At 54.9% G+C, this 23,247-nt stretch carries 20 protein-coding genes; 1 reads left to right on the top strand and 19 read right to left on the bottom strand.

Translation table 11 applies throughout. From position 1 onward, the window contains the following. Positions 1-92: 92 nt before the first annotated feature. The 5 genes from PIN31009_RS26255 to PIN31009_RS26275 form a co-directional block, all read right to left on the bottom strand. Entirely contained in the window at positions 93-1,112 is a 1,020-nt protein-coding gene (locus tag PIN31009_RS26255; RefSeq protein ID WP_150792036.1) for a LacI family DNA-binding transcriptional regulator, read from the bottom strand. A gap of 654 nt (positions 1,113-1,766) precedes the next feature. Beyond that, a complete protein-coding gene (locus tag PIN31009_RS26260; protein ID WP_150792037.1) occupies positions 1,767-2,006 on the bottom strand; it encodes a hypothetical protein in 240 nt (79 codons plus the stop codon). A 106-nt stretch (positions 2,007-2,112) separates the two neighbouring features. Further along, a complete protein-coding gene (locus PIN31009_RS26265) occupies positions 2,113-2,664 on the bottom strand; it encodes a hypothetical protein (protein ID WP_150792038.1) in 552 nt (183 codons plus the stop codon). Between the two features lie 82 nt (positions 2,665-2,746). Beyond that, positions 2,747-4,018, bottom strand: a complete 1,272-nt coding sequence (gene drt2, locus PIN31009_RS26270) for an antiviral reverse transcriptase Drt2 (RefSeq protein WP_150792039.1) — start codon at positions 4,016-4,018, stop codon at positions 2,747-2,749. A 632-nt stretch (positions 4,019-4,650) separates the two neighbouring features. Next, entirely contained in the window at positions 4,651-4,992 is a 342-nt protein-coding gene (locus tag PIN31009_RS26275) for a hypothetical protein (protein ID WP_150792040.1), read from the bottom strand. Positions 4,993-5,810: 818 nt separating this feature from the next. On the opposite strand from PIN31009_RS26275, the gene PIN31009_RS26280 reads away from it, so the two are divergent. Further along, on the top strand, positions 5,811-7,076 hold the full coding sequence (locus PIN31009_RS26280; protein WP_150740633.1) for a tyrosine-type recombinase/integrase: 1,266 nt from the start codon (positions 5,811-5,813) through the stop codon (positions 7,074-7,076). 578 nt (positions 7,077-7,654) lie between these two features. Here the strand turns inward: PIN31009_RS26280 and PIN31009_RS26285 are convergent. The 14 genes from PIN31009_RS26285 to PIN31009_RS26350 form a co-directional block, all read right to left on the bottom strand. Then, positions 7,655-8,209 (bottom strand): cytochrome b, encoded by a 555-nt coding sequence (locus PIN31009_RS26285; protein WP_150740632.1) that lies wholly within the window; start codon positions 8,207-8,209, stop codon positions 7,655-7,657. Between the two features lie 255 nt (positions 8,210-8,464). Next, on the bottom strand, positions 8,465-9,478 hold the full coding sequence (locus PIN31009_RS26290) for a helix-turn-helix domain-containing protein (protein WP_174991119.1): 1,014 nt from the start codon (positions 9,476-9,478) through the stop codon (positions 8,465-8,467). Positions 9,479-9,511: 33 nt separating this feature from the next. Continuing rightward, complete coding sequence (locus PIN31009_RS26295; RefSeq protein WP_150740630.1) at positions 9,512-10,522, bottom strand: helix-turn-helix domain-containing protein; 1,011 nt, start codon at positions 10,520-10,522, stop codon at positions 9,512-9,514. Between the two features lie 652 nt (positions 10,523-11,174). Beyond that, positions 11,175-11,600, bottom strand: a complete 426-nt coding sequence (locus PIN31009_RS26300; RefSeq protein WP_150740629.1) for a lysozyme family protein — start codon at positions 11,598-11,600, stop codon at positions 11,175-11,177. Positions 11,601-11,730: 130 nt separating this feature from the next. Then, on the bottom strand, positions 11,731-12,825 hold the full coding sequence (locus PIN31009_RS26305; RefSeq protein ID WP_150740628.1) for an ATPase, T2SS/T4P/T4SS family: 1,095 nt from the start codon (positions 12,823-12,825) through the stop codon (positions 11,731-11,733). Between the two features lie 39 nt (positions 12,826-12,864). Then, entirely contained in the window at positions 12,865-13,959 is a 1,095-nt protein-coding gene (locus PIN31009_RS26310; protein WP_150740627.1) for a type II secretion system F family protein, read from the bottom strand. Positions 13,960-13,962: 3 nt separating this feature from the next. Continuing rightward, on the bottom strand, positions 13,963-15,375 hold the full coding sequence (locus tag PIN31009_RS26315) for a GspE/PulE family protein (protein ID WP_217426851.1): 1,413 nt from the start codon (positions 15,373-15,375) through the stop codon (positions 13,963-13,965). Positions 15,376-15,518: 143 nt separating this feature from the next. Beyond that, positions 15,519-16,136 (bottom strand): type IV pilus biogenesis protein PilP, encoded by a 618-nt coding sequence (pilP, locus tag PIN31009_RS28495; RefSeq protein WP_150792041.1) that lies wholly within the window; start codon positions 16,134-16,136, stop codon positions 15,519-15,521. Continuing rightward, positions 16,120-17,409, bottom strand: a complete 1,290-nt coding sequence (gene pilO2 / locus PIN31009_RS26325) for a type 4b pilus protein PilO2 (RefSeq protein WP_150740624.1) — start codon at positions 17,407-17,409, stop codon at positions 16,120-16,122. The genes pilP and pilO2 overlap by 17 nt, the downstream gene beginning before the upstream one ends. Further along, positions 17,410-19,143, bottom strand: a complete 1,734-nt coding sequence (gene pilN / locus PIN31009_RS26330) for a PilN family type IVB pilus formation outer membrane protein (protein WP_150740623.1) — start codon at positions 19,141-19,143, stop codon at positions 17,410-17,412. Beyond that, positions 19,136-19,708, bottom strand: a complete 573-nt coding sequence (locus tag PIN31009_RS26335; protein WP_174991118.1) for a toxin co-regulated pilus biosynthesis Q family protein — start codon at positions 19,706-19,708, stop codon at positions 19,136-19,138. The genes pilN and PIN31009_RS26335 overlap by 8 nt, the downstream gene beginning before the upstream one ends. Before the next feature lie 74 nt (positions 19,709-19,782). Continuing rightward, a complete protein-coding gene (locus tag PIN31009_RS26340) occupies positions 19,783-20,367 on the bottom strand; it encodes a hypothetical protein (protein WP_150740621.1) in 585 nt (194 codons plus the stop codon). A 201-nt stretch (positions 20,368-20,568) separates the two neighbouring features. Continuing rightward, positions 20,569-22,410 carry a prepilin-type N-terminal cleavage/methylation domain-containing protein gene (locus PIN31009_RS26345; RefSeq protein ID WP_150792042.1) on the bottom strand — a complete coding sequence of 614 codons (1,842 nt, stop codon included), beginning with the start codon at positions 22,408-22,410 and terminating at the stop codon, positions 20,569-20,571. After that, entirely contained in the window at positions 22,407-23,192 is a 786-nt protein-coding gene (locus PIN31009_RS26350) for a prepilin peptidase (RefSeq protein ID WP_150740619.1), read from the bottom strand. Before PIN31009_RS26350 ends, PIN31009_RS26345 begins: the two co-directional genes overlap by 4 nt. Positions 23,193-23,247 lie beyond the last annotated feature (55 nt).

The following is a 23,247-nucleotide window of genomic DNA, read 5'->3' on the forward strand; positions in this document are numbered from 1 at the left end:
GTTGCACTCGTTTGCAATGTTGGGCGCAATGGCGGGAGATTTTGGCGTCGTCAGCATGGGAAGGGTCGGAGTCGGTCCGTGTTGGGCGCGGGTCAGCCGGTGGTGGCTCGGCGCACGAAGGTGACGGGGGCGATGCGGACTTCCGCGGCGCGCGAGAAGTCGGTGATGCGTTGGGTGAGCATGTCGACCACGCTATGGGCTAGCGCGTCGGTGTTCTGGGCAATGGTCGAGAGGCGGTAGCTATCGAGCGCGGCGTGTTGGATGTCGTCGAAGCCGACGATACGAATGTCTTCCGGGAAACGGCGGCCGAACGCACGGCGGGCTTCGTCCATGAAGCCGAGCGCGACCATGTCGGTGGCGCAGAAGACACCGTCTGGCGCGGTAGCGGCGTCGGCGAGCACTTCACGCGCGGCCAGTTGCCCAGCTTCGTACGATGAAATGGTGGAATTGCACAACGTGATCCGGTTCTTGCGCACGCCCAGACGCGAGAGTGCGTCGACATAACCTTCGCAACGCTGACGTCCGCTGAAGTGTGTCGCGTGCGGTCCGATGAAGGCGAAGCGCGTCGCTCCCGAATCGAACAGTTCGCGCGCGGCGAGTGCGGCACCGGCGTGGTTATCGCTGTTGATGACGTCCGCGCCTTCCAGCTCAGGGGCACGGTTGATCATCGCGACGGGGACTTTGCGTTCGATGTATTCGCGCGCTAAGGAGAGCGGCGGCGCACCGGAGGTCATGATGACGCCGGCGATGCGGTAGCTCAGCAGTCGTTGCAGGGCGTAGCTGGTCTGGTCCGGATCGTCCGCATTCATAAGAATGGGCAGCAGGCCGCGCGCGGCCAGATGGTGCGCGATCGGGGCGAGCAGTTGCGCGCGAAAGGGACTCACCAGCGCGGAGGTGACGACGCCGACGAACGTGCTGCGGCCCTGAATCATGTTCCGGGCGTTGATGTCGACGTGATAGTTCAGCGTCTTCGCGGCTTCGAGCACACGGGCCCGCGTCTTCGGAGAGACGCTGGCGCCGGGCGTGAAAGTGCGCGAAACGGCGGAGCGGGACACCCCGGCCATGCGCGCCACATCCTCGGCAATCGCCCAGCTCTTTTCTTTGTCGGTCATCGAAACAATGGGAGCGGGTACGCAAGAGAGGCCAGCGCAGAAGTGGCCGCGCCAGCACGATAACCGGGTAGCTTAGAGGGGGGTTGTGTCGGGGATGTGACAGGGAGAGGCGTTGCGGGGGTGACTTCGCGGTATGACGCGGTCAGCTCGCGAGAGTAGCTGGCCTGCCCAGAGGGATTCGAACCCCCGACCGTCGGCTTAGAAGGCCTCGCTTTGGAGCGGCAGTGGGGCTGGGAGCCTCCTGTCTTCAATCCAACTGAGCCGAATGTGAGAGCGGATTATAGCGGTCGGTGTGATGGAAGTGCGATGAGCGGCGCGCGAAGAGATAGGGGGGGGCGTCGTTGGAAAACAACGGGGGACGTATCCGTCATCCCGTCGAATCCGGCGGCGGCACAAGGCTCGAACCTATAACCTCTGCTGAGAGAACGGCTCCCTTCGCGTCCGCGCTCCGCGCAGCTGCTCCTGCTCCTGCTCCTGCTCCTGCTCCTGCTCCACCGCCAGTTTGCTAACTTCCGGCCAGAATCGGCAGAGTGTCTCGGAAAAAGTCTCCCGAACAAGGGGCGGGTGAAAGGCATCTTGCCCGCCCAGTCCCATCAGTTGAAATGTTGCGAGAAGCGATTGGCGCGTCGACTTCTGTCGGCGTGTGATCGTGAGCTATCCGTGATCCGAAACATTTTTGACCTTCATGTATTGAAGCGCCGCCAGGCAGACCTCCAAGTTGCGCCTCAATTCGTCGCCTTGAATCCTGTCAAGCTCCCATTCCGGCTTAAGTGCGTACAGGGTGTCTTCAATTATGCGGAGCAGGCTGCCCACACATGTTGGTCCATTTAAATCGGCGACGATGAGGGAAAGGAATTGTCTCTGATCATCTGAAAACGTATCGGCATCAACCATATCTGACCTTGCGAACGCGGTTCATGAGAGGGAGCACTTTGTCTGTCGTAACGCGAAAGGAAAGGGGCGGACAAAGCAGACGTTGGACCACGAGCTTACCGTTGTTCTAGGAATCAGCAGTTGCGTCATCTTCGTCAAGACTTCTGAGCATATCCCCGATGCTGTCTTGAAGTTCCGAAAGGACATCGCTCATACGACTAAGTGCTAAAGTGGCAGACATTTCATCTGGCGCATGGACGGTGTCAGCACAAGCCGACGAGACGTCTTTCGTCAGCTCGCGTATTCTATCGTTGCTGACCCGGACGCGGAGCTTAGAAAGCAACTGTTGCGATTTCAAGAAGCCCTCTGATACATCGTCCGTATTTGGCTCCCTCTGCCATGTTCCTTTTGTGCGATAGGCTATCAAGTCTTGATAATGGGATTGCCCTGTTAAACGAGCCAGCGTAACAACGGCGTCTTGAAGTTCGAGCAGCGTTGCACGTTGAAACTCTGAGTGCCGCAGCCGAAAGGCGTCTCGTCTAGCTTCATGCCTAGCTGCTTGTTCACGTCGTTCCAGTCTGCGATCTGTCATCGCATCGAACACCGCCTTTAGGATCGCTCCCAACAGAAGTGTGACAACGGGGAACCACATCCCCGGCTGTACCCCGAATATTTCCATATCTCCAGTTAGCAGTGTGCGCCTCACTGCCCCGTACAGATCGTTGATTGACAAAAAAACGTAGGTGCGATCACGAAGTTGATTACGCCATCTGCTGCTTCAACCGTCGCCAGAGAGGCTTCACTTGCCTCTTGATTGCTCGCGTGTCCAGAATTTTTGCTGCTCGAAGAGCATACGACACGAAATTGCGCCGCCCAAGATAGGAATATCGCTTGTAGAGTTTGCGCTTTTTCAGCGGAACAGGTGTTTCGCCGCGAGCCGTTCGTAGCTCGTTCTTGCTGCGCATGGTTAACCGGGCCAACCGCACGCCTCTTCTCATCCTGTCGGAGTAGCGAGCTAACGAGGCCGAGCGAAGAATTACCTGTTTCCCGTCGAAAAGGAATCCCAAGTACTGGAGGGGTTTGTCAGCATCCAGTCCTGACGAAGTCATCACGAACGAGCGCTCTTCAGTTTTCTTGGGGTGCAACGGGAGCTTGTAAATATCCGACAGGTGTCTCACGAGCGATAACATATCCTTGCCGCTCCCCTTCGGAACGATGACGATCATGTCATCGCAATAGCGAAAGTATCTTCCCCCAGCTGCGGTAACGGCGTCCCACACCATCATGTCAAACTGCAACATGTAGATGTTGGAAAGGAGAGCGCTGATCGGTGCACCCTGTGGAATCCCTTTGGGGTGAGGATTCCTTTCGATCAGACCGCACCCGCGAACTACGGCGCGAAATAACTCCGGCGTACACAGCCTAGCCCCGAAAGCCCCCGGGTTATTCATTGAAATACCAAGAGCTGCGTAAAGATTTCTCTTGTCGGTGTGGCAGAATTTTGTAATAGATTTGAATACGTTATAGTGATCTTTTGGAAGCGCTTTAACGCCAATCAGATCGCACCACGCAGATTTAATAATTTTGTGATCGAGGTTTCCGAAAAAATCACTGAAGTCAGCAGTAATAACATCCGCATCACCAATTGACTTTATGGAGTCAAACGCATCTTTAGCAAAGTGGATATTACTCTTCCCAAGCTTTCGGAAAGCAAGCACAGCCGATTGGCACCCAAGTTTTCTAAGTCTTTCCTCGTATAGCCTATCGAGCATCGATGCATAAAAAGCGTAGATATGGCTGTCGACGTGTGATGCATAGCTAACCGAGCGCTCCTTCGGCGTCGTCACCAACCGCTTCATTCCAGCATCCCATTTTACTTTTGCGCTGGTGATGACGAAATTTACGAAGGGATAAAAAGAATGGCGCCCAACGATATCCGGATTTTCAACGATTGCCGTTGCGGCTCGTTCGCTAATAGGCAAATCAAAATGCAGATACCTCCGTCTCCTAAACCATTCTGCGCGCTTATTCATTGATAGTACCTAGCAAACCGAGGAGACGACGGTTGGCGGCAATCCAAATAAACGCCCCCCCGGATATACATCAATGTTCTTTACATTATCTCACTCAGGACAAGCCCGAGCTTTGGCCGCTAATGTTAGGAATGCAGTATCATGTCAGTGTTAACTTGGAGATTCGCGTAATGGAATTCTTCGTCAACGTGCTGTTCGCAATGCTTGGACTCTCTACGAGATGCCCGGCATGGCTTGACAACCTGTCACTTTCCTCGCTGGCAATTTCCGGCGAGCAATGAAAATATAAAGCAGGGCACCGTCGTTGACAAGTGGTAGCACAACCCATTTCGCGGTTTTTGTAACTTTCGGAATCTCGCCGAATTACCCCGCCTCATATTCTGCCAAGTGTTTGTAAACTCGGAATGAGCGTGTTGGTCGTCATTAATTTTGGCGCGATACCGTTTAAACGATGCACGGAACCTGTCGACATGACGGCCCCGGTCATCTTCCCCGAACAATCTCGTGCACTCTCGCTGCATCCATCTCGACTCATCCCCGCGTCACACTCGCCGCCATTAGTCCGTCCATCTCGACCGGTTCTCGTCCGCGTCACAGTCGGGGCACAGGACTGCATACTGGTCGGCCCGGGCCTAAGCCTTAAATTCGGTTACGGCCCACGCGTAGTTTGCCGAAACGGCTACGACTAGTATGGCGGCAAGGCCTTCCCGCTTGATCGCCTTTTTAATCTTGGCCCGGAGATGGTCGGCCAACTTTGATGTACTGGGCCAGTCCTTCGCCGGGAAAAGTCCCGTGAACGTGTTGTGTGGTGGTTTAAGCGAATGACCATTTCGCTTCTTCAGCTTCTTGTCGATGCCAAGTTTGCTCATGGCTTTGTGCACCCGATCACGTTGAGCCCGGTCCGCCTTGTGCAAGTCGAATGTGATGAGGGCGAAGTGTTGGGGCTGCTTCTTTTGCTTCTTCTTGGATGCCATATGTTCTCCTCAGAGGTCGCGACCAATCGGCCTGACAATTTGCAAATCCACTAGGAACGCGGAATGTGCCTTGGTTATACCTGACGGCTGTTTGCTGATTTTCAAGACGTTGTCCTAGGTTTCTTCGCCGCCTCGCGGGTCAAATTTTTCCATGATTTTCTGCGATGCTTGCCGGTGCCCATCTGCTGATCGTTGATCGCCTGTGTAGGGTGCGGGTCACCTCTTCCCGAAACCCTTACCGGCCCCAGTGACTGGCCCCCAACACTGGCTTGATGGTCTTAGCCCGCCAAAGGTCGCTCTTGCCGCTCCGTTTGCTCAGTGACACCTCGTCGCAATACCGGTCGAGCAGAGCGCTCAATAGCTCAACGTGTACCGGCGGGAGGAACTGCCCGCGATCAATCTGTGCCTCAAGGTCACGCCCCCATTGAACGGCGTCTGCCCGCGAATGAAAGGATTGGGTACGGGGCGGGTGCCCCTTCTTGCGCACTTGGCATTGCCATTTCGCGCCGAGCTTTCGGATAGTCGCCATGTGTCCTCACGGTGATGAAAGTGTGATGAACATGCGACTCGGTGGAAGCGGGCGACGGCTGCCCTTTGAAAAGCTGGCCTGCCCAGAGGGATTCGAACCCCCGACCGTCGGCTTAGAAGGCCGAACAACATTAAATTGACCGAAGTTGACACACACCCAAAATAATCAACAACACATTGATTATATTAATAAAATTATTTCCTGAAAATTTCTCCATGTTGATCGAGAGTGACCCAAAAGGTTAGAATTTGCCTACACAGCGCCTACACGGCACCTACACGAGGCAGCGATGAACAAGGTCAACTTCACCAGCGAGCGGGTCGCAAAATTCGCCGCAGTACCAGGAAGACAACAGACACTCCATTGGGATGCGAAAACGCCGGGACTTGGCGTACGTGTGACGTTGCACGGAGCCAAGTCCTACATCTTTGAAGGGAGACTCAACGGCAAGACAATTCGTATCACGATCGGCGATACCCGGTCGTGGACGATCGCGAAGGCTCAAACGGAGGCAACGCGACTTAGGCTTCTGACAGATCAGGGGCGCGATCCTCGGGAAGAGAAACGCGAAGTTCTGGTAGCGGCACGTGAGGCAGAGCTGCATGTGAAGCGCGAGCGAGCCACGGTATCTCAGGCTTGGACGGAATACTTGAACGTCAGCAAGGCGAATTGGGGGACACGTCATCTGCAAGACCATATCAATCTCGCGCAGCCCGGTGGAGAAACCAAAATTCGCGGAAAGGGCCTTACCAGACCAGGCCCACTTGCACCGATGATGCAGCTTCGGCTTGCCGAGCTAACCCCCGATACAGTGTCCAAGTGGCTCGCAGCCGAATCGGCGGATCGCCCGACTGGGGCCGAACAGTCCTATAGAAAATTGAGAGCATTCCTGATCTGGTGTGATGAACAACCGGCGTTCGCGAACATCGCCCATGCAAGAGCATGCTCCGCTCGGGCGGTGAAAGAGTCGGTTCCTCGTCCAAAGATGAAGAAGGACTGCTTGCAGCGGGAGCAATTGGAACCATGGTTTTCGGAAGTCCGAAATATTCCGAACCCCGTCATTTCTGCGTATCTTCAGGCACTACTTATTACAGGTGCGCGACGCGAAGAGTTGGCCCAGTTAAGCTGGGGCGATGTGGACTTTCAATGGGGAAGCCTGTCACTTTCGGACAAGGTGGAAGAGACGGGACGAATTATCCCGTTGACGCCCTATCTGGCTGAGTTGCTGAAGCAACTACCACGCGTTAATGAGTGGGTCTTCAGCAGCATCACGGCTGAAGAAGGGAGAATTGTCGAGCCGAGAAAAGCGCATATGAAAGCGCTAGACCGAGCAAACCTGCCACACATCAGCGTGCACGGGTTGCGCCGATCCTTCGGGACTCTGTGTGAATGGATCGAAATGCCTGCAGGCGTGTCCGCCCAAATCATGGGGCACAAGCCAAGCGCATTAGCGGAAAAGCACTACCGACGACGCCCCCTTGACATGCTTCGCATGTGGCACAACCGGATTGAGCAATGGATGCTTGAGCAGGCCAACCTACTCCCCACGGCGTGACCATCGAGCAATTAGGCGCCTCACGACCGAATACTCACCGGTATTGCCAAGTGGAAGATTCCTTGAGGCTCCATCTCTTGCAAAGGCTGAAGAACTCTGTGCCACCGCAACTTTCCCGCTGGCATTAGCACTCACCCCGATACCACCTCCAGTCTGGCAACGTCGTTTCCGAAAAAAATGCTGCCTCACGCGGAAGCGGCATCTCCCCTCACCTGACTAGGCTAGGAAGGGCAGCCCTCGATTCCTCCCCCCGAACGCGATCGAAGCCCGACCGATTTCAGACTAGCCACGACGCCCGTCAATGACAATCCCCTCAGCCCCCTCGCCCGCGAGAACACTCATTCGATCGCCATATCGCGTTTTCAAAAGTAGGCGACCATCTCGACACGTCCGGGGCGCGATGACGATTGATTCATGTGCATCAACCTGCACAGGCCCTCATGACTAAAACTGACTGCAATAGTAGTAAGGCTGCAAGGATGCTGGTCGGGAGGCATCCCCGCAGAAGAAATTTGAGACTGTCGCAGAAACTATCTGCAACCGTGCAGGGGCATAGTCGAATGACAACGCTTGCCCCCTCACGGAAGCATGCGTCGTAACGTCGAATCTCGCAGGAAATAGTGGTGCCATAATGCAGCCATGGCATGCAAGCTAATGACCCAGTAAAACGCGCTGCCTATCGTCTCGTGCACAGTCTTGATTGATTTGGCCCACTCGCTGTCAAACCCTGCAACGACAGGCAGATTGATACCCAACAGGGAAAGGCTGAGCGTATGCCCGCTGGCATTCATTGCAAGATACCCTAGGAACGGCTGCGCAAAAATGAATGCGTAGAGCAAGAAGTGCGTCATCGCTGACATAACATGCACACAACGACTATGCCCCGGCAACGGTTGGAGCCCGCCCTTAACGAGACGCCAAATCAAGCGAGGCACCGCGAAAATTAGCACCAAAGTGCCAAGCCACTCATGGAGTGCCATCGCAGTAGCACGCAGCACGGATCCCTTAGGGAACTCCCCATTAATCAGAATTGCCGCGTACGCAAGCAGGACAAGCATTGCTACCACCCAATGAAAGAACACGGCGAGTGACGAATAGCGCGTTGCTCGCGAAAACTGCAGATTGTCATCCATGAAGCGTGGCCTTCCTTCTCAACAACGGATCGTTGTCTGTCAGAGTGAATCGTTCCTTTCGCGCATTCTAGTTATTCATTCTTTGCGTGAACGGGATCCTTCGCACCGATTCTAGCTTTGGCCACGCGGAGGACTCGATTGGCGCAACTAGATTCGCGCCAATGAAACGGGATTTCAAAATCGGGCCGCGAATATTCAAAACTCGCGAATATCATGCATCCCACAAGATCGGCACGATCCCCCTCCGAACCTTCATCAACCTTTTCGCTGCAAGTAATTCATAAAATGAGATTGCAATCCTTCAATCCCGCCACCAGCGAGGTCGAATTTTGGAGCATATTCTCTCGCCTCACTCGGCGTTATCCCGAAGCGAGCCCGGAAAGCTCGTAGGAAATGATTGCTTCCGGAGAACGCGAGCTCATATGCCACACGCGTAATGGATTGGTCGAGCGAACCGCCCCCTAGTACTAGGGCTCGGTACGCTACGTCCAGCCGCCTATCGCGGATGACACTGGCAACCCCGCCGTCAGATGCGAAAATGCGATACAGATGAGCCCGGGAAACACGGAACTTTTCGATTATTAATTCGGGCCTGAGCTCAGGTGAGGTTAGGTTGGCATCGATGTAGTCAAGCACTCCACGCCGCAACACACGACTCACTACAGAGTCATCCGACTCAAGATTCACACTTGGACGATTCGCCACGGCATCAGCGAAGAGTGCCAACAAGCTGGCTTCGGTTGCCGCCGCGGCCTCCCCTGCAAGCGCCGGGGCCTCGTCCACCATGCCATTTATCAAACTGACCAGTAGACGGACAATCGGAATCGCCGCGTCGAGCACCGCGCCATGGAGGTCGCGTCCCGGGATCGCCTTGTCAATCTTTTGTCGCGGAAGAAAAATCGTGGCAGTCGAACCTGGATCGACTTGCATGCGCGCAACACGGCTGAGATCCAGGACAAGGATATCGCCAGCACGCACGCTGACGGACACACCGTCGCAATCCCCGACGAGTCCTCCGGAAACAAACAAGCTAACGATGTACAGGTCCAGTCCACTCGACAAGACGAGCCTGCGACTGCGCTCATACCTCTGAGCACTAAGCGTAGACTTTCCAATTAGCAATTCGCCAACACGACTGAGCCAGAGCCGCCCTTCAACTTGAGTCCCATCAACCGGTGTGAATTCAAAAAGCGGTGAAATTGCATCTCGCCAAACGTGATTGCGAAGATGTTCAGGGAAGCGGGAGGTCGAAAATACGATATCTGGCACGCACATCATCTTTCTCGATATTGACATGGGGCTTCATAACGACCGCGGGGCAGACCTTTCGAAGTGTGAGAGAAGGTCTCCGAGATTTGGAGCGATAATATTTCGTGCGTTGGCGTATCTTGCTTCGCTCGGCGGAAAGCCAAACTTGCGGTGAAATGCCTTGAAAAACTGCTGCGAATTTGAGAACCCACACGCATATGCGACTTGTGCAATTTTCATGTCGCCCCTCACCAACAGGGAAAATGCCTTCGCGAGCCTCCGCTCGCGAACAACCGTTGCCACTCCCCCATCCATTTCCATAGCGCGGTACAAACTGCTCTTAGAGATACAAAAACGATCAGCAATCATTTCCACACTGAGGTTTGGATCTTCCAGTTGCTGGTCAACAAACCGCAGAATTCGACCTCGGATTGTCTCAAGGAAATTGAGCTCCTCTTCCGGAGACAACCTCAACCTGTCTGACTGCCCCCCTCTGAGCAGGTTGCCAACCACATCGATCGACAACGATGCTGCCCCCGGAGTGATGTCAAGCGAGACACTCCATAGCTCAACCATGTAGTCGAATAAGATTCTTGTTACCGGCTGGCGGCGCCTGAATACCTGACCATGAAGATCCGGCCGACCCATGAGCTTTTCCAAACGGTCTCGCTCAATCATCATGGTTAGCCGTGCCCCTGAGCTCGCCTGATTCTCGCAGGTGCGGCTAAGATCCAAAATCCAAATATCCCCAGGCCCGAGTTGAAGATACTCCTTGCCGACGTTCCCACGCATCTCTCCACTCGTCAGAAACTGGAGAATATAGCCGTCCAAACCAGAAACTTGGACCTTCCTCTGTGATCGAGTGAATTTCTGTGATGAGAATGTCGTGCGGCCGAGAAACAGCTCGCCGTTCGCTCGACTTCGCAGATCTCCGACGGCCGTATTGGCGCGTAGTCCGTCTAAAGCGACGATGTCAAAGACAGGTCGCGTCATCTCGCGCCAATAATCACCCCGATCATGTGCATCCACGCTGTCGTGGGAAAACACCACTTCAATCGCTTCCATCCAATTCTCCCGCAGAACATCGCCCCGCTTTCATGCATTTAAAATGCATTTTTATTTCTAGGATGAAACAATATCTGCGCGCCATTGACCACTAGGAAAAGCGAGGAGATGCAACTTTGCGACATCTTATCGAGGACTTCACAATTCTTAGCAGTGCCGCCAGATATATCGCACGTGAAAGACCTGGAGGGCTTCGGTGTGAATTTTCACTCGAATATCAAGAGATATCGCAGTGCAGAGGGGTTTATTGCACTGCGATAGATGTGATGCGGTCGTGACCGGAGGGATCGAACCGAGGCACATGCTCCGTGTAGGGCGATTTCGAATGCAATCGAACATGCAATTCTACGGCACCCACCATTCCCACATCATGAGAACTACTCGAACATCCCGATCCGTTGGGCATTTCGCGATGGTGAGTGCACTTGGTCAGGCCGAGCCCCCCCCCAGTTCCGCGAGCTGGGGCCAAGGGCTACCTGAACAGCATTGCTGATTGCTCGCCGGAAAACCGCGATGACCGAAGGTCGATCCGATGCCGATAAAAATACGAATCAGCCGGGTCAATTTTTCTAACCTGACTCTACCCAGAGCGTGGTACCGTCGAATGCATGCAATTTAGGATCACGCGGCCACCAAGATCTCTCGTCAGAAACTATTGCGCGTAGTAGACAGGGAAATTCCGAGCAAGCCAATTTGCCCATTTCATTCCCCGCACCATGATTTTTTGCCGATAGTCTGCGTTGTAGATCGGTGTTCTCGAGTGATAATTCGCCACACGCGTCCAAAAATCACCGGAGTCGTGAACAATATGCTGACGGATTCGCCAAGCTGCTAATCGATACGCGTAACATCCCGGGGCGGCGACATCCGCTGCCCGAATGCCGTAACCAGCCAATTGACGCAGGTATGATGTATTCAGCTGCATAGCACCTACGTCAAATGTCCCGTTTGAATTCTTCATCCAGATGCCAGGACGCCCCCCCTCCTGCTCGGCGACGGCGAGCATTGCATTGACCGGAATTGCAAACTCAATCGAAGCGCTAACGGAACATTGAAAACGTTCGCTCGTGATGTCCACTCGGGCACTGTGGTCACCCGCGAACGCGAACGTACAGCCCAGTCCTAAAATAGCGAAAAAAGCTAATAGACTGCACGTTCGGGTTAGCTGTCGAGCCCTCGAACGACCAACCGAGGCTTGCAACGAACGGTTAAATCCGCGGCTTGAATTCACTTCGACCACTACTAGTTTGCATCCGAAGAACGTTCATGTTGTAACGATCGTTCATGTATCCGGTGACCTCACAGATTTCGCTTACCGTGCGCCCCGGTGCAGCCGGCGTCTTTTCAATGACCACAACCAAATTGACTGCTGACGCAATCATCCAACCAATCGTCTCTGGGGGGAAACTTTGCGCTGCAGGATCCTCAAAGATGTAATGTGCGAGCTTTTGCAGGCCTTCTTCAGCAGAGTTGGCGTGCATGGTCGCGACGCCTCCGGGATGGCCAGAGTTCCAACTCTTCAAGAGCGTATATGCCTCCCCACCGCGGACTTCACCGACGATAATTCGGTCGGGCCGCAAACGCATGGTGACACGCAGCAGAGCGCGCATATCGACCTCTTTACTGGTCCTCAAAAGTGCGTTATTCGCAACGCTAACCTGCAACTCCATCGTGTCTTCGATAGCGACGATCCGATCACGCGGACATTGAACACCGATTTCCTGCAATACAGCATTGGTTAACGTGGTTTTCCCGCTCCCCGTACCGCCGACGATCAGGATATTTTTGCGCAACGACACGGCCTCACGAATAGCATCTGTCGGGTGCACAAAGCTCCTGGCCTTGCCCATTGCGATGTCGGTACCGAGTCGCACCGGCGCGGCCCCGATTGGCTTGATGATTCCGCTCTGCTGGTAGTCCTCGAGCGAAAAAACGCTTGGCGAGCGCTTCCGAAGTGAAAATGTCGGGCCTTTCACGAGTGGGGGCAACAAGCCGGCGACGCGTGAGCCATCGATTGGAAACTCGCCCTCGATAATCGCCGAATTCGTCGCCTGTGTCGCACGCTGCATTGATGCGGTGAGTGTCAAAATCTCGTTCGCTCGTTCTGCCGAAAATGCAGGGTCTGCGATATACATCCCCTTTCCGTGCGCCTCAATCCAGAGCTTTCCATCTGGATTGACCAGAATTTCAACGACGGCGCTGTCATTCAGCGCCTCGAGAATGATAGGGCCACATGCGGCCTTGAGTTTTTCCAGTGCCGCATCGTAATCAGCGACAGTTCCAAATGTAGAAGTGTTGGTCATGCTTATATAACTTGATGTGAGTTGGCCTTGGAAGGCAGATCATTTGTTCGCGGCCGCTGACTGCTCGATGGCGCTTTCGATTCCTGAAACCGCAGTAACGGTCAGTGTCAGCATTCCGCCCATCAAGATGATCGAGGCGAGCAGAAATCCACGCGCCGCCCCTTGGACTTTCAGTATGGTTTCGTCTAGCCAGTGGCGAGCAAATCTTGCCATTGCCTGATCGAAGCCTTGCAGACGAGATAGCAATCGCAGATAGGCGATCGCCTCAGGATCTGGAAAGTTGTAGCCAGTTTCCTGTAGCGCGCTTCCGAAATCGGCGCCCGCAGCAATCTTCGTCAGCGTTGCACCGACGCGATCTTTCAGCCATCGAGACCCCGCACGCTGGTACAGCAATTCGAGCGAGGACTGAAGCATCATTCCAGACCTGATCAACAACGCCACGTTAAGCATGAAAATGCTTCCGTGGATCGTGCGATACAACGCCCAAGGTGGGAATCGATCCAGAAGAATCCGGGCTCGCCCCCCAAGTAGCGGCAGCGAAATGACAATCAGGCAAAGCAACGTGCTCAAGACAAGCACTGTCCACAGTCCATAATGCGTAACAAATTCCGCCATCAAATACAGGATGTACGCGGCGCCCTGCCAATTTTCTGGGTTCGAGACCGAAGCGAGTTTGGGAACCAGGCTTCCCGCAACGATGTTGAGCAGGACACAGAGCATAATGACAAGGACCATCGGATAAAGCGACGCACCGAGCAATGCACCTCTGATTTTTCTGCCAGAGTCAATCATGGCAATCGCGTCCCCGAAGGCACTCCCCAAGTCGCCAGACTGTTCGCCTGCAGCGATCACCGCAACTTCATTGGGACTCACCCATGGCTTCAATCCTTCAGCGAGCGTACTGCCATGGTTAACCGCCTGGTGGCAGCTATCCAGAATGACTGCAAAGCCATTCATTGGGTTCTTTCCATCCTTGCTCGCGATGTTGTACATTTCACGTAACGCATCGACAAGCATCACGCGGTTTTCGATCATCATCACGAGGTTCTCGTAGAACTTGATGCGTGCGGCAACACCGAACTGCGCCTTTGCAAACCAACGATTGGCACGTTCTACGTATTCATTAAGATCCATATTTCAAGTTCCCAAGGTCAACAGAGCCGGAACAACCGGTCCGATGACTCGCTCTCCGGCGCGCGGGTCGACGAATCCTTCATTTATCTTCCGAATCAGTGCGTCCACCTTGCTCAGACCGCACATGTCATGAAGCCAATACTTCAGAGCGCCCAAATGATGTCCGTCGGCATATGCCTGCATCAGTCCTGGCGACGTTTTGATCACTTCCGCCACAACGGTGCGGCCGGCAACACCGCGATATCGGCAGTGTTCGCAGCCCGGCCCCTGGAGAAATACAGATTCAAGCCTGCAATGCGCGCGCAACCGTTCGAGTAGGCGCGAGGAAACCTCGTTTTCGTTCCCGATCAACGGCATCTTGCAGTGTTGGCACAACACCTGCACCAGGGACTGGTTGACAAGACCGGTCACAAGCTTCGAATCTGTCAACAACGTTTCCATCACGGACTCGTCCTGCAACCGAGGGAGAATCGCTAGACCATCGTTTGCGTGAATCGTGGTCCAGATCAAGTGCCCTGTCATCGCTGCACGGAATGCCATCTTCGCCGTCACCGAATCACGAACCTCACCAATCATGATGACATCGGGATCCAAACGCATTGCGTCGGAGATCGCATTCGCCCACTCCTGAGCAACACCGCCGGCATCTCCCCGATCTCCAGTCACCGGCGACTGATTTGCACCTTCGATTTCGTACTCGGGCGGGTCCTCCAGCGTAAGCAGGTGAATCCCTGCCTGTTCGGCCATCAGCTTTTGCATGATGACCTTCAGTGTCGTACTTTTCCCGCTACCTGTCGGCCCCGACAGCAGTACCATCCCAGTACGTTGCTCCATCAATTCTTCGAGGATCTCGCATTGCTCGGGCAAGTAACCGAGCTCGCTCAACGTTTTCACCGCCCCTGGGCTCTCTGCATAAAGCAAACGCAGCACCATCAACATGCCCCGCGCGAGCGGGCGAGTATTGATCCGTGCCCCGGACAAACCACACTCGGCCAGAAACTCGTCCTTCATACGCGCACGTTGTGCCTGCAACGGCTTGAAGGTGGGCTCGGCGACGTCGCACATGCTCTGGTAGATCGTCGCGCATAGTCGCACCCCTTCGTCGCCACGTAACTGCTGCATGGGCTGCAGAACCCCATCGGACCGGCACAGAATTTCGCAGTAGCCGCTACGCACCACAATATGAAGATCTGACGATCGCAATTCCGTTGCCTCATCGATCAGGCCGACGATGTAGCGCTGCAGATCGGAGTCAGAGGCCGCAAGCTCACCGGATCTGGCGGGAGAGAAACGGTACAGATCCAGCACACTGCGCATGTCACACGGAACATACTCGCACTCCCACCCCAGGCGCCTAACGTTTTCCTGGTAATGCAGCACGTGTGGATCGAGACGATGCGACGTGGAGATCGCCATCACCGCTCTCTTCTCCCGCCCTGGCACGGCAACGAGACACATGAGCCCTCGATCCTCGGCGTCAACCTGCAATGGCCCTTCTTGTAGCGACAGAACCGACGCACCGGATCGAACCATTTCGATCAGTCTCGCGAAGCCCTGACTCATCGTCGAGTGGCCCCTCCCATAGCGCCCATCGGGAGCGGAGGCGCGAGCATGAGCCCCCCCTCTCCCGGGCCAATGCCCCCCGCGAAATCGGCAGTCGGGGCGACCGGATAGTTCCGTCCTTGGCGAGAGAAGGTCACCTCGCGCGAATCGATGCGCGCCACCTTGTAGCCACCAGAAATGTGGTCTCCCTCACGTACCGTAAGTTTCCCTCCCTGGTCGAGACGAATGGACGCGCTCAACATGCCGTCCCGTCCATAGATGGAAGTAACAATCGGCAATTGCGCGCTCCCTCTGCCGCCTGCGTTGGCACGATTGACTCCCATTGCCTTATCCAACTCCGCCTGGGCCGTTGCTCGCTCGGTCTGCGCGCGAAGCAACGCGACCTCTGTTTGCAGTTTCGCTAAATCAGCGACGACGGAATTTGCCGGCGTGGTTGCAGCGGTTTCGCCGCCTTGCGGCCTAGCTGCCTCATTAGGCTTGACGCCCGCAGCAACACCTGGCGCCGGCGCGGGCGCCGACGAGCCTTGCGCCTGTGCAAATGCGGCTGGCCCCATTACCGCGACCAATACCGCAACCGCCGCCGTCTTCGCTGCCCATTTAATGCTTACTTGCATACACTACCCCCTTCGTCTTCCAGTGCGGCGCGCCGTTCGTCGTGTCGATGACGACACTGATCACCCTGACGCCCGGCCATGGAGCCAATCCAATCACCATCGCTGGATCGATGTCTGTTTCCATTTCCCAGCCGTAGGTTTCCCAGTCCGCTGGCGCCCATTGCCGCTTCGGCTCCCCCTTGGGGGACGGCGGTAATGGTGGCGGCATTTCCGCTGACATGGGCTTCAGAGTGGGCGCGGAAATACCCAGCGACTGAAAGTACGAGATCCAATCGAGCAACAGAGCGCTGCTGGGCTCGAGCGTTTCCTTCCCTCGCCCCGCAGGGGGACTTAAATCGCGGACATACTCACCTCGCCCCCCTTCGGCATCCACCTGCGGTCGAACCCCGATCGTAGCCAAGGCTTGCGCCCGGAACGCCTGTACGGATGGCCCCGACTTCCTCACGTAGCCCGCTGTCAGGCGATCCTCCTGCAACACGATCATCGCAACGGGCCAACCGGCGATTGAATACGGCACGCGCGCCGCGGCCTGCTGCCAAACTGCGAATTGTGCGTCAGCCGTCGGCCATTTCTCCCAAGGGTTCGGAGGCGGAACCAGAACCACCTGATTCGAGCGCGCTTGCAATGCCTCGGCTATCCGCTCTTTGTGCATCTTCCAAAGCCAGTTCCCGGCCGCCGCCACAACAATCATTGCTCCGACGCCGAATAACAGCGTCAGCTGCTTACGGGAAATCTGCCCAGACAACGACTTAAGGCGTGTACCGGACTTGAGGTCCGACTTGGTCAGAACATCCTGAAGAGGGCGCTCCTCCCATGGCGTCTCGAATTCTTCCGGCGCAAAAATAGCTTCGAGGGTCTGCCCAGCGTCCTGAATCAATTGCACCGTCGAGCGCAACAACGACTCCACTTCGCCGCGGGTACCAATGACATCGCGCCCCGCCATGATGGCCCCCTGGAGAACCCCCACTAGCGCATAGCGCGAGTCGGGCAAGCGGAACGCACCGATCCAGTTCTCATGCTTGAGTTTGTTCGCCAAGAGCAGCGCGAGCGAGTACGCGCCGATCAGCGATGACTCGTGGGATACGTATCCGATCTGAATCGCATGCCCCACCCGGTGTCGGGCCATCAATCCAAACCCCGACGCAAGTCCCTCCTTGCGAGCACGTGCGCGAGAAATACCACCGTCAGGAGGCTGCCAGACCAACCCGGCCACCACCGTTTTTCCGAACAACTCGGTTCGCGAAGTGGGAACTTGCGTTTGCTGCTCGTCCATTTATCCCCCCAACACCACAGGGGTGATAATGATCACGATGACGGTGTGATGTCGGTGCCCGTCGCGCGCGCCACCCAGCCAGGGATTGTTCGGACTCCCGACGCCACTTCGGATGCTCGCACCGCTATCCGCGTCGAACCCCGTAAGCACTAATGTCTCTCCCGAATGCAACCGCACCTTTTGACTGAACCCTCGCATGTCGACGGTCGGAAGCTGGATCGTGCCCGCCGAGGTGTTGTCCTTGTTCTTATCCTTGTCCGTATCGGGGTCCGTGTCGGAGTCCGTACTTTGGCCCGATGAAGCTTTGAAGTTCTTGAGAGCCGTCAGCGAGCTGAGATTGATGTCGTATTTCAGCAAGACTTCCTTGTTCGCCAACACATACGGCAGCAACATCATGTTGAAGCCCGTGGTGACGGTACCCGGATTCACACCGGTCGAAGAGCCGACATTCGCCGTATTTGTGGTGTCCAGCGACGCAACGTACGTCGTTTCCGTCGCCACTTGCATCGGAACGGCCTGGAGGTTCAGAGTCGTGACAGAAGGTTGCGTAATTACCGACACTTTTCCTTGTGAGGAAAGTGCCTTCATCATCAGCGAACTATTGCTGAAAGGCCCTCTGACGATCTTTACGCCTCCACTTATGGCACCGTCAACGGCATCCGTAGCATTCCGCAACGAGGGGCTGACCCCTCCGCCCTTATAAACGAGGTCCCAGTCGATGCCGTATTGGTCTTCACGATCGAACGTCAAATCCAGAATTTTGACGTTGAGCACCACCTGTGTCTCAAGCAATTTGTTCTGCCGGTTCAGGTAGGATTTCACGCGAGCAAGGACATCCGGCGTATCGGTCACTACCAGTGAAGCGGTCGAGCGGGAAAGCGTTTCCTTTCCCGCCCCCGGGGTCAACATGGATTTAACCGTCTTCTCTATGTCGTCCAGCACGGATTGGGTCAACGACGACGTTACAGATTGTGCGTTCGCCGCCGTGCCGCTGGCTCCGCCACTGCCGCTACCACCGCTGCTACCACCACTGCTACCACCACTGCTACCGCCACTGCTACCGCCACTCGCCCCGTTATCACCCATCGACGCAGATCCGGCCGAATTCATTGAAGTCGTCAAGGCGTCCGTGCCGGGTAGCGCGTGGATTTGAAAAACTTCGGTAGCCATCCGATAGAGGCGGATTCCTTCCTCAGTCACTTCCCAATTCAGACCTGCTTGGGCGCTAATGGAGTCCATTAATCCCGAAAGCGGCCCAGACCAGTTGGCATCGACCATAGGGTCGGCGTCACGCTGGCTTGCGTCCGGCAATGGCAATCCCGACCTGCCGCCATAGACGGTCATACTTGTCTGGGGATTTCCTGCGCCCGACTGCACTGTCGTCGCGTCACCCGACTTGCGTATATCGGCACTGACCCGCACACGGACTTTACATATCTGCCAAATCTTGTCAGCTACGGAAGTCAGTTTCAACGGGCCCGCGGTATTCAGTGTGAGATCACAATCCACTGTCTTGGCCGGCGCGACCAAAAGCCGCGATTTCGTGGATACCCAATACCCCGTCTCATGAACATTAACGACCGATTGCGGTTTGCCCTCACGCAAATCCTGCAGCGTATCGGTGGCGTGCCCCATGTCTTCATCCGCACGATGGTCGAGCGCATTGATCTCACCGCATCCGGCCAGCATCACAGTTGCCGCCAGTGCAACGGCACATTTGAGAATGTTACTCATCGATTCCCTCACCCCGAGCCTTAACATGAACGAGCCTCTGACCTTGATAGATGTCGACACTTAGTGGACGGTCAGCCGTTGCATATGAATCGAATATCTGGGAAATGGCCGAAACGAAATCTCCCTGAATCTTCACCGTCGCCACAATCGGATAGTCATACGAGGCATCCCAGACAAGCTCATAACGCTCTTTGCCGGCCCACTCCGCGACGATCGCCTTAAGCGATGTTCCCGCTGGCGCGACCCAGATGCGTTGTGCCACACCGGGTGCAGCGGGGACACGCACCGCTTGTTCAATCACATCGTTCGTCTCAGTCATCGCCGCATTCTCATCCACCGGCGCAGCAATCAATCTACGGCTCTGAAAATCCGTACCAGGTGACGCCCCGCCCGATGCTGCCCCGCTGCTCCCTACAAGCCCACTATCCGGGAAATCCACTTGCGAGAGAGGACCACCCTCACCTATCCTCGATTGACTATTTACGTGATCGTTCACTGCGTCCGGTTCGCTCCGGGCAAATGCGACATCGCAAAATCCCGTGGAAAGCAGAAAAAACACAGCCATTACGGCGATTTCGCACTTCCGCATTTCACCACCCCTTAAATTCGACCATCAAAACAAAACCCAAATATATTAATTCAATTATTTTTTAAAACACGAACCAAGGCGCCTTCCGGAACAAGCCCATCTAACACGGTTACAGGCGGAACAGACGTCACCAATTTTCCGGACGGATCCAACAACTCCCCTTTATGGAGAAAACCCACCTGCGATTGACCGGTAACGATCACCCCCCCGGCATCGGTAGCGTATAGCTCAGCATATGCAGCCAGCATGTGTTTCTTGTCGCCGTCGTCAACTTTATAAACGTACGCACCGTCCTTTGAATAAAGCGCCCCCCAACTACACCCTCCCCCGCTGCTATCATCACACCAAGAGTCGACATTGAGCCATCGCATACCTGATCGTTCGCGCTCGAACTCCATCTCGCACGCCATTATTCGAGTCACTCCCGACATAGAGGGCCCCTGCGAACAATCCGGAATTACTTGTGTTTTTCCAATTTTTGCAAAATCTCGAGTTCCAATATCGTAAGCATTAAACATCTCAACGATACCGCCACTAATCCTTCTGTCGTAAATCGCGTTATCCTTGTAAGCAACAAGACCAAGAACCCCAACGACAAATGAAAAAATCAGAAGCACGATAGAAATCGGCCACATACACACCTACCAAGCAGCTCAATTCGACCAACCATTATTTTGATTTCCCTCGAAAATTCCGGAAATTTCAAAACAACGATTAACAATAACCACGTCACACTTAGGCTCACAATCAACGACCATCATCCCGAGCAAAATCATAACATTGACCGTCATTTTTTATGAACACACCTCAAGAAAACTCAACTCACGCCAACCCCATCAGTAGGAAACATCCACCGTATTAGTGTCACTGACGTCAACCTTATTACCATCCAACTCCCCCTCATCACCGTACAAGGTAACAAAGGATTGCCCATTACCATTTCCATAACCATAAGTATCATTAGGAGTCCACGTTGCCCATCGGGTAATAACACTTTTATTTGGCGGAACATAAAATGAAAGCTCACAAGAATCAACCACGGAATCTGTCGTCAACGTTTCTTTGGATGAATTTCTAGGCTGATCAGCATTGTCATTTGAACTCCTTGGCGTATACGATATGTGCGTATAAACCAATGGCGGAGCGCCCGCGCTTGGCTCACCACCAGGAGAACTCAGCCAAGCAGCCATCTGGCACTTAGTTGAGAAAGAGGAGTTTTTATCCTCCCCTCGCATCACCCCGTTCACATCTGACTGAACCAACCCCACCGCGGTTATCGAAACAAAGACTGGCACGGTCCCATTATTGGTCACCGATCGAGTCGCCATGCCCACGTGATTGTTGTACGCTTTTTTGTTACCCCATCTCGTCTTGCAGCTGCCCACATCACCAGAGTCCCAACTCCATGCATAACAAGAGAGCTGATCACGGAAATTACCCCACGTATAGTCTTCGGGAAGCCCCTCCACTTGCTTGGTCTTGCTGAGGCCGACTTGCAGGTATTTCATACTCTTGCTACGAGCTGACACCAGCGACCACGTCGAACTTGAAACACCTGTTTTGGCGTCAGTTGCAGTGGAACAGTAGAGCAGTTCCCCCGTATCCTTTTTCGTTGATATGCGTCCAATGCCGTCGCAATTTTCGCCGACGTCATGTTTCGAGTTCACAAACACCATTTGCGCTTCCCGGGCGGCGACGATTTTTCCCGTGACCTGCTCATCAGCCGTCACATTCGACGTCCAAATTCCGCCTGGGGCGCCGTTATTACCCTTTATCGTCATGCTCGGGTTTTGATTGGGATGCGTTGCGTCAACGTTGTTAGGGTCGTCCTGGGCTCCGACGTATACCACACCATTTTGTGTCGTTAGATCTAGCGAATTGCCATTCATATCGATATCGGTTGTCATCTGATTCCACTCAGGGTGCCCCTTCGTTTCATGGCGATGAAGAAATTCGTCCGCATCCAATCCTGGCGCAGTCGCTAGGTCGGAGATAATTGTCGGAACATAGACGACGAGCCCAAGCGATGGTTTTAGGTTGAACTCACTCAACGCATCCGGCTTGTCAAGTTGCCCATAGGCCCCCCAAAACGTCAGCGTTGAAGTTGAACTCGCTCGATTTAATTTGTCCCCGTAAAAACCGCCAGCACCCAGCAACTGCGCAATTTTCATTGCGTGATCCGGAACGCTCAATTGCCCCGCACCGGGGATTGCCACCGTATAGATTGCAACGTCGTATGTCTTATCCTTACCAGGCACCACTCGCGGAACCGCGGTCGCGTTGTACTTAACCCCAATTGGGCTGGCTGGCGTAACACTGATGCCGGGAGGCAAATAATCTTTCAAGGCAGTCCAGTCACCGTTCTTAACGATGTCATGCGGCTGTCCGACGGGCCAATTGTTCGCATCGATGGGATTCGCATGGACGTACGCAACCGCCGCGTCCCCTAGAACGCGCATTTGTTCCGACGCATTCTGGTTAGCAGTTTGATCGCTCGATCGATTGATGAAAACCACGGCGACCGATACCATCGAAACCATCACAATCAGCGCGACAATGACTTCGATCAGCGTGAAACCCGCTTGAGTAGTTGTCGATCGCACTACAAATCCGTTATTTCGCTTCATTTCCCACTCACGCTCAATCAACACCATTAACTGCCAATCGGCAGAGCTCAACGAATTAACGCGACCGCCATGCCAGCAATCGCAAGCCCAGGACCGAACGGCAACTGCGATGTCCCGCCACCCCGCAACTTGTTCACAAGCATCCCCACGAGAGTAGCCATAGCGGCCAACAGAACGATCATCGGAATATCCCGATAGCCTATCCATGCGCCGAGGGCGGCTAGCAATTTGGCATCTCCCATTCCGAGCGCCTCGCGCCCCGCAATCTTCCCCGAGACAATCCCTACAGACGCGAATAACAGGTATCCGCAAACGGCGCCGACAATGGCGTCCCGAGGAGAAACGTATATGCCAACCGAATTTGCAAGAAGACCGGCCCACAGCAGTGGTAGCGTGAGCCGGTCAGGCAACAGAAGGTGCAATAGGTCGATTCCCGACAACGCAATCAGTACTGTTGCCAGAAAACACCATCCGGGCAATCTCGGATCCCATCCAGCCACAGCGGCGATGACAACGTAAGCCACCGCAGTAACGCATTCGATCGCCGGGTACTGAAACGAAATCGATACGCTGCAGTATCGACACTTTCCCCGCAGCGCCAGAAAGCTGAATACAGGGATGTTGTCCCACGGCGCCAAGGGATGCCGACAGGCTGGGCAACGAGAGCGAGGGAAGCACAGACCGAGACTCTCGTCACCGGCAACAGCACCGATCATGATCGGCACCCGACCAACAATCACATTCACGAAACTTCCGACGCACAACCCGATAGCCCCGGCAACAAAGCCAAGCAGAACTTTTGAACTCGCCAGTAGCGAAATCAACTCCTCCATGCGATTCCTCGACGCTCCCCACACAGCAATTCGAACCTACATGGGGAGTGCGTAA

Source organism: Pandoraea iniqua, from assembly GCF_902459685.1.
Taxonomy (GTDB): domain Bacteria; phylum Pseudomonadota; class Gammaproteobacteria; order Burkholderiales; family Burkholderiaceae; genus Pandoraea; species Pandoraea iniqua.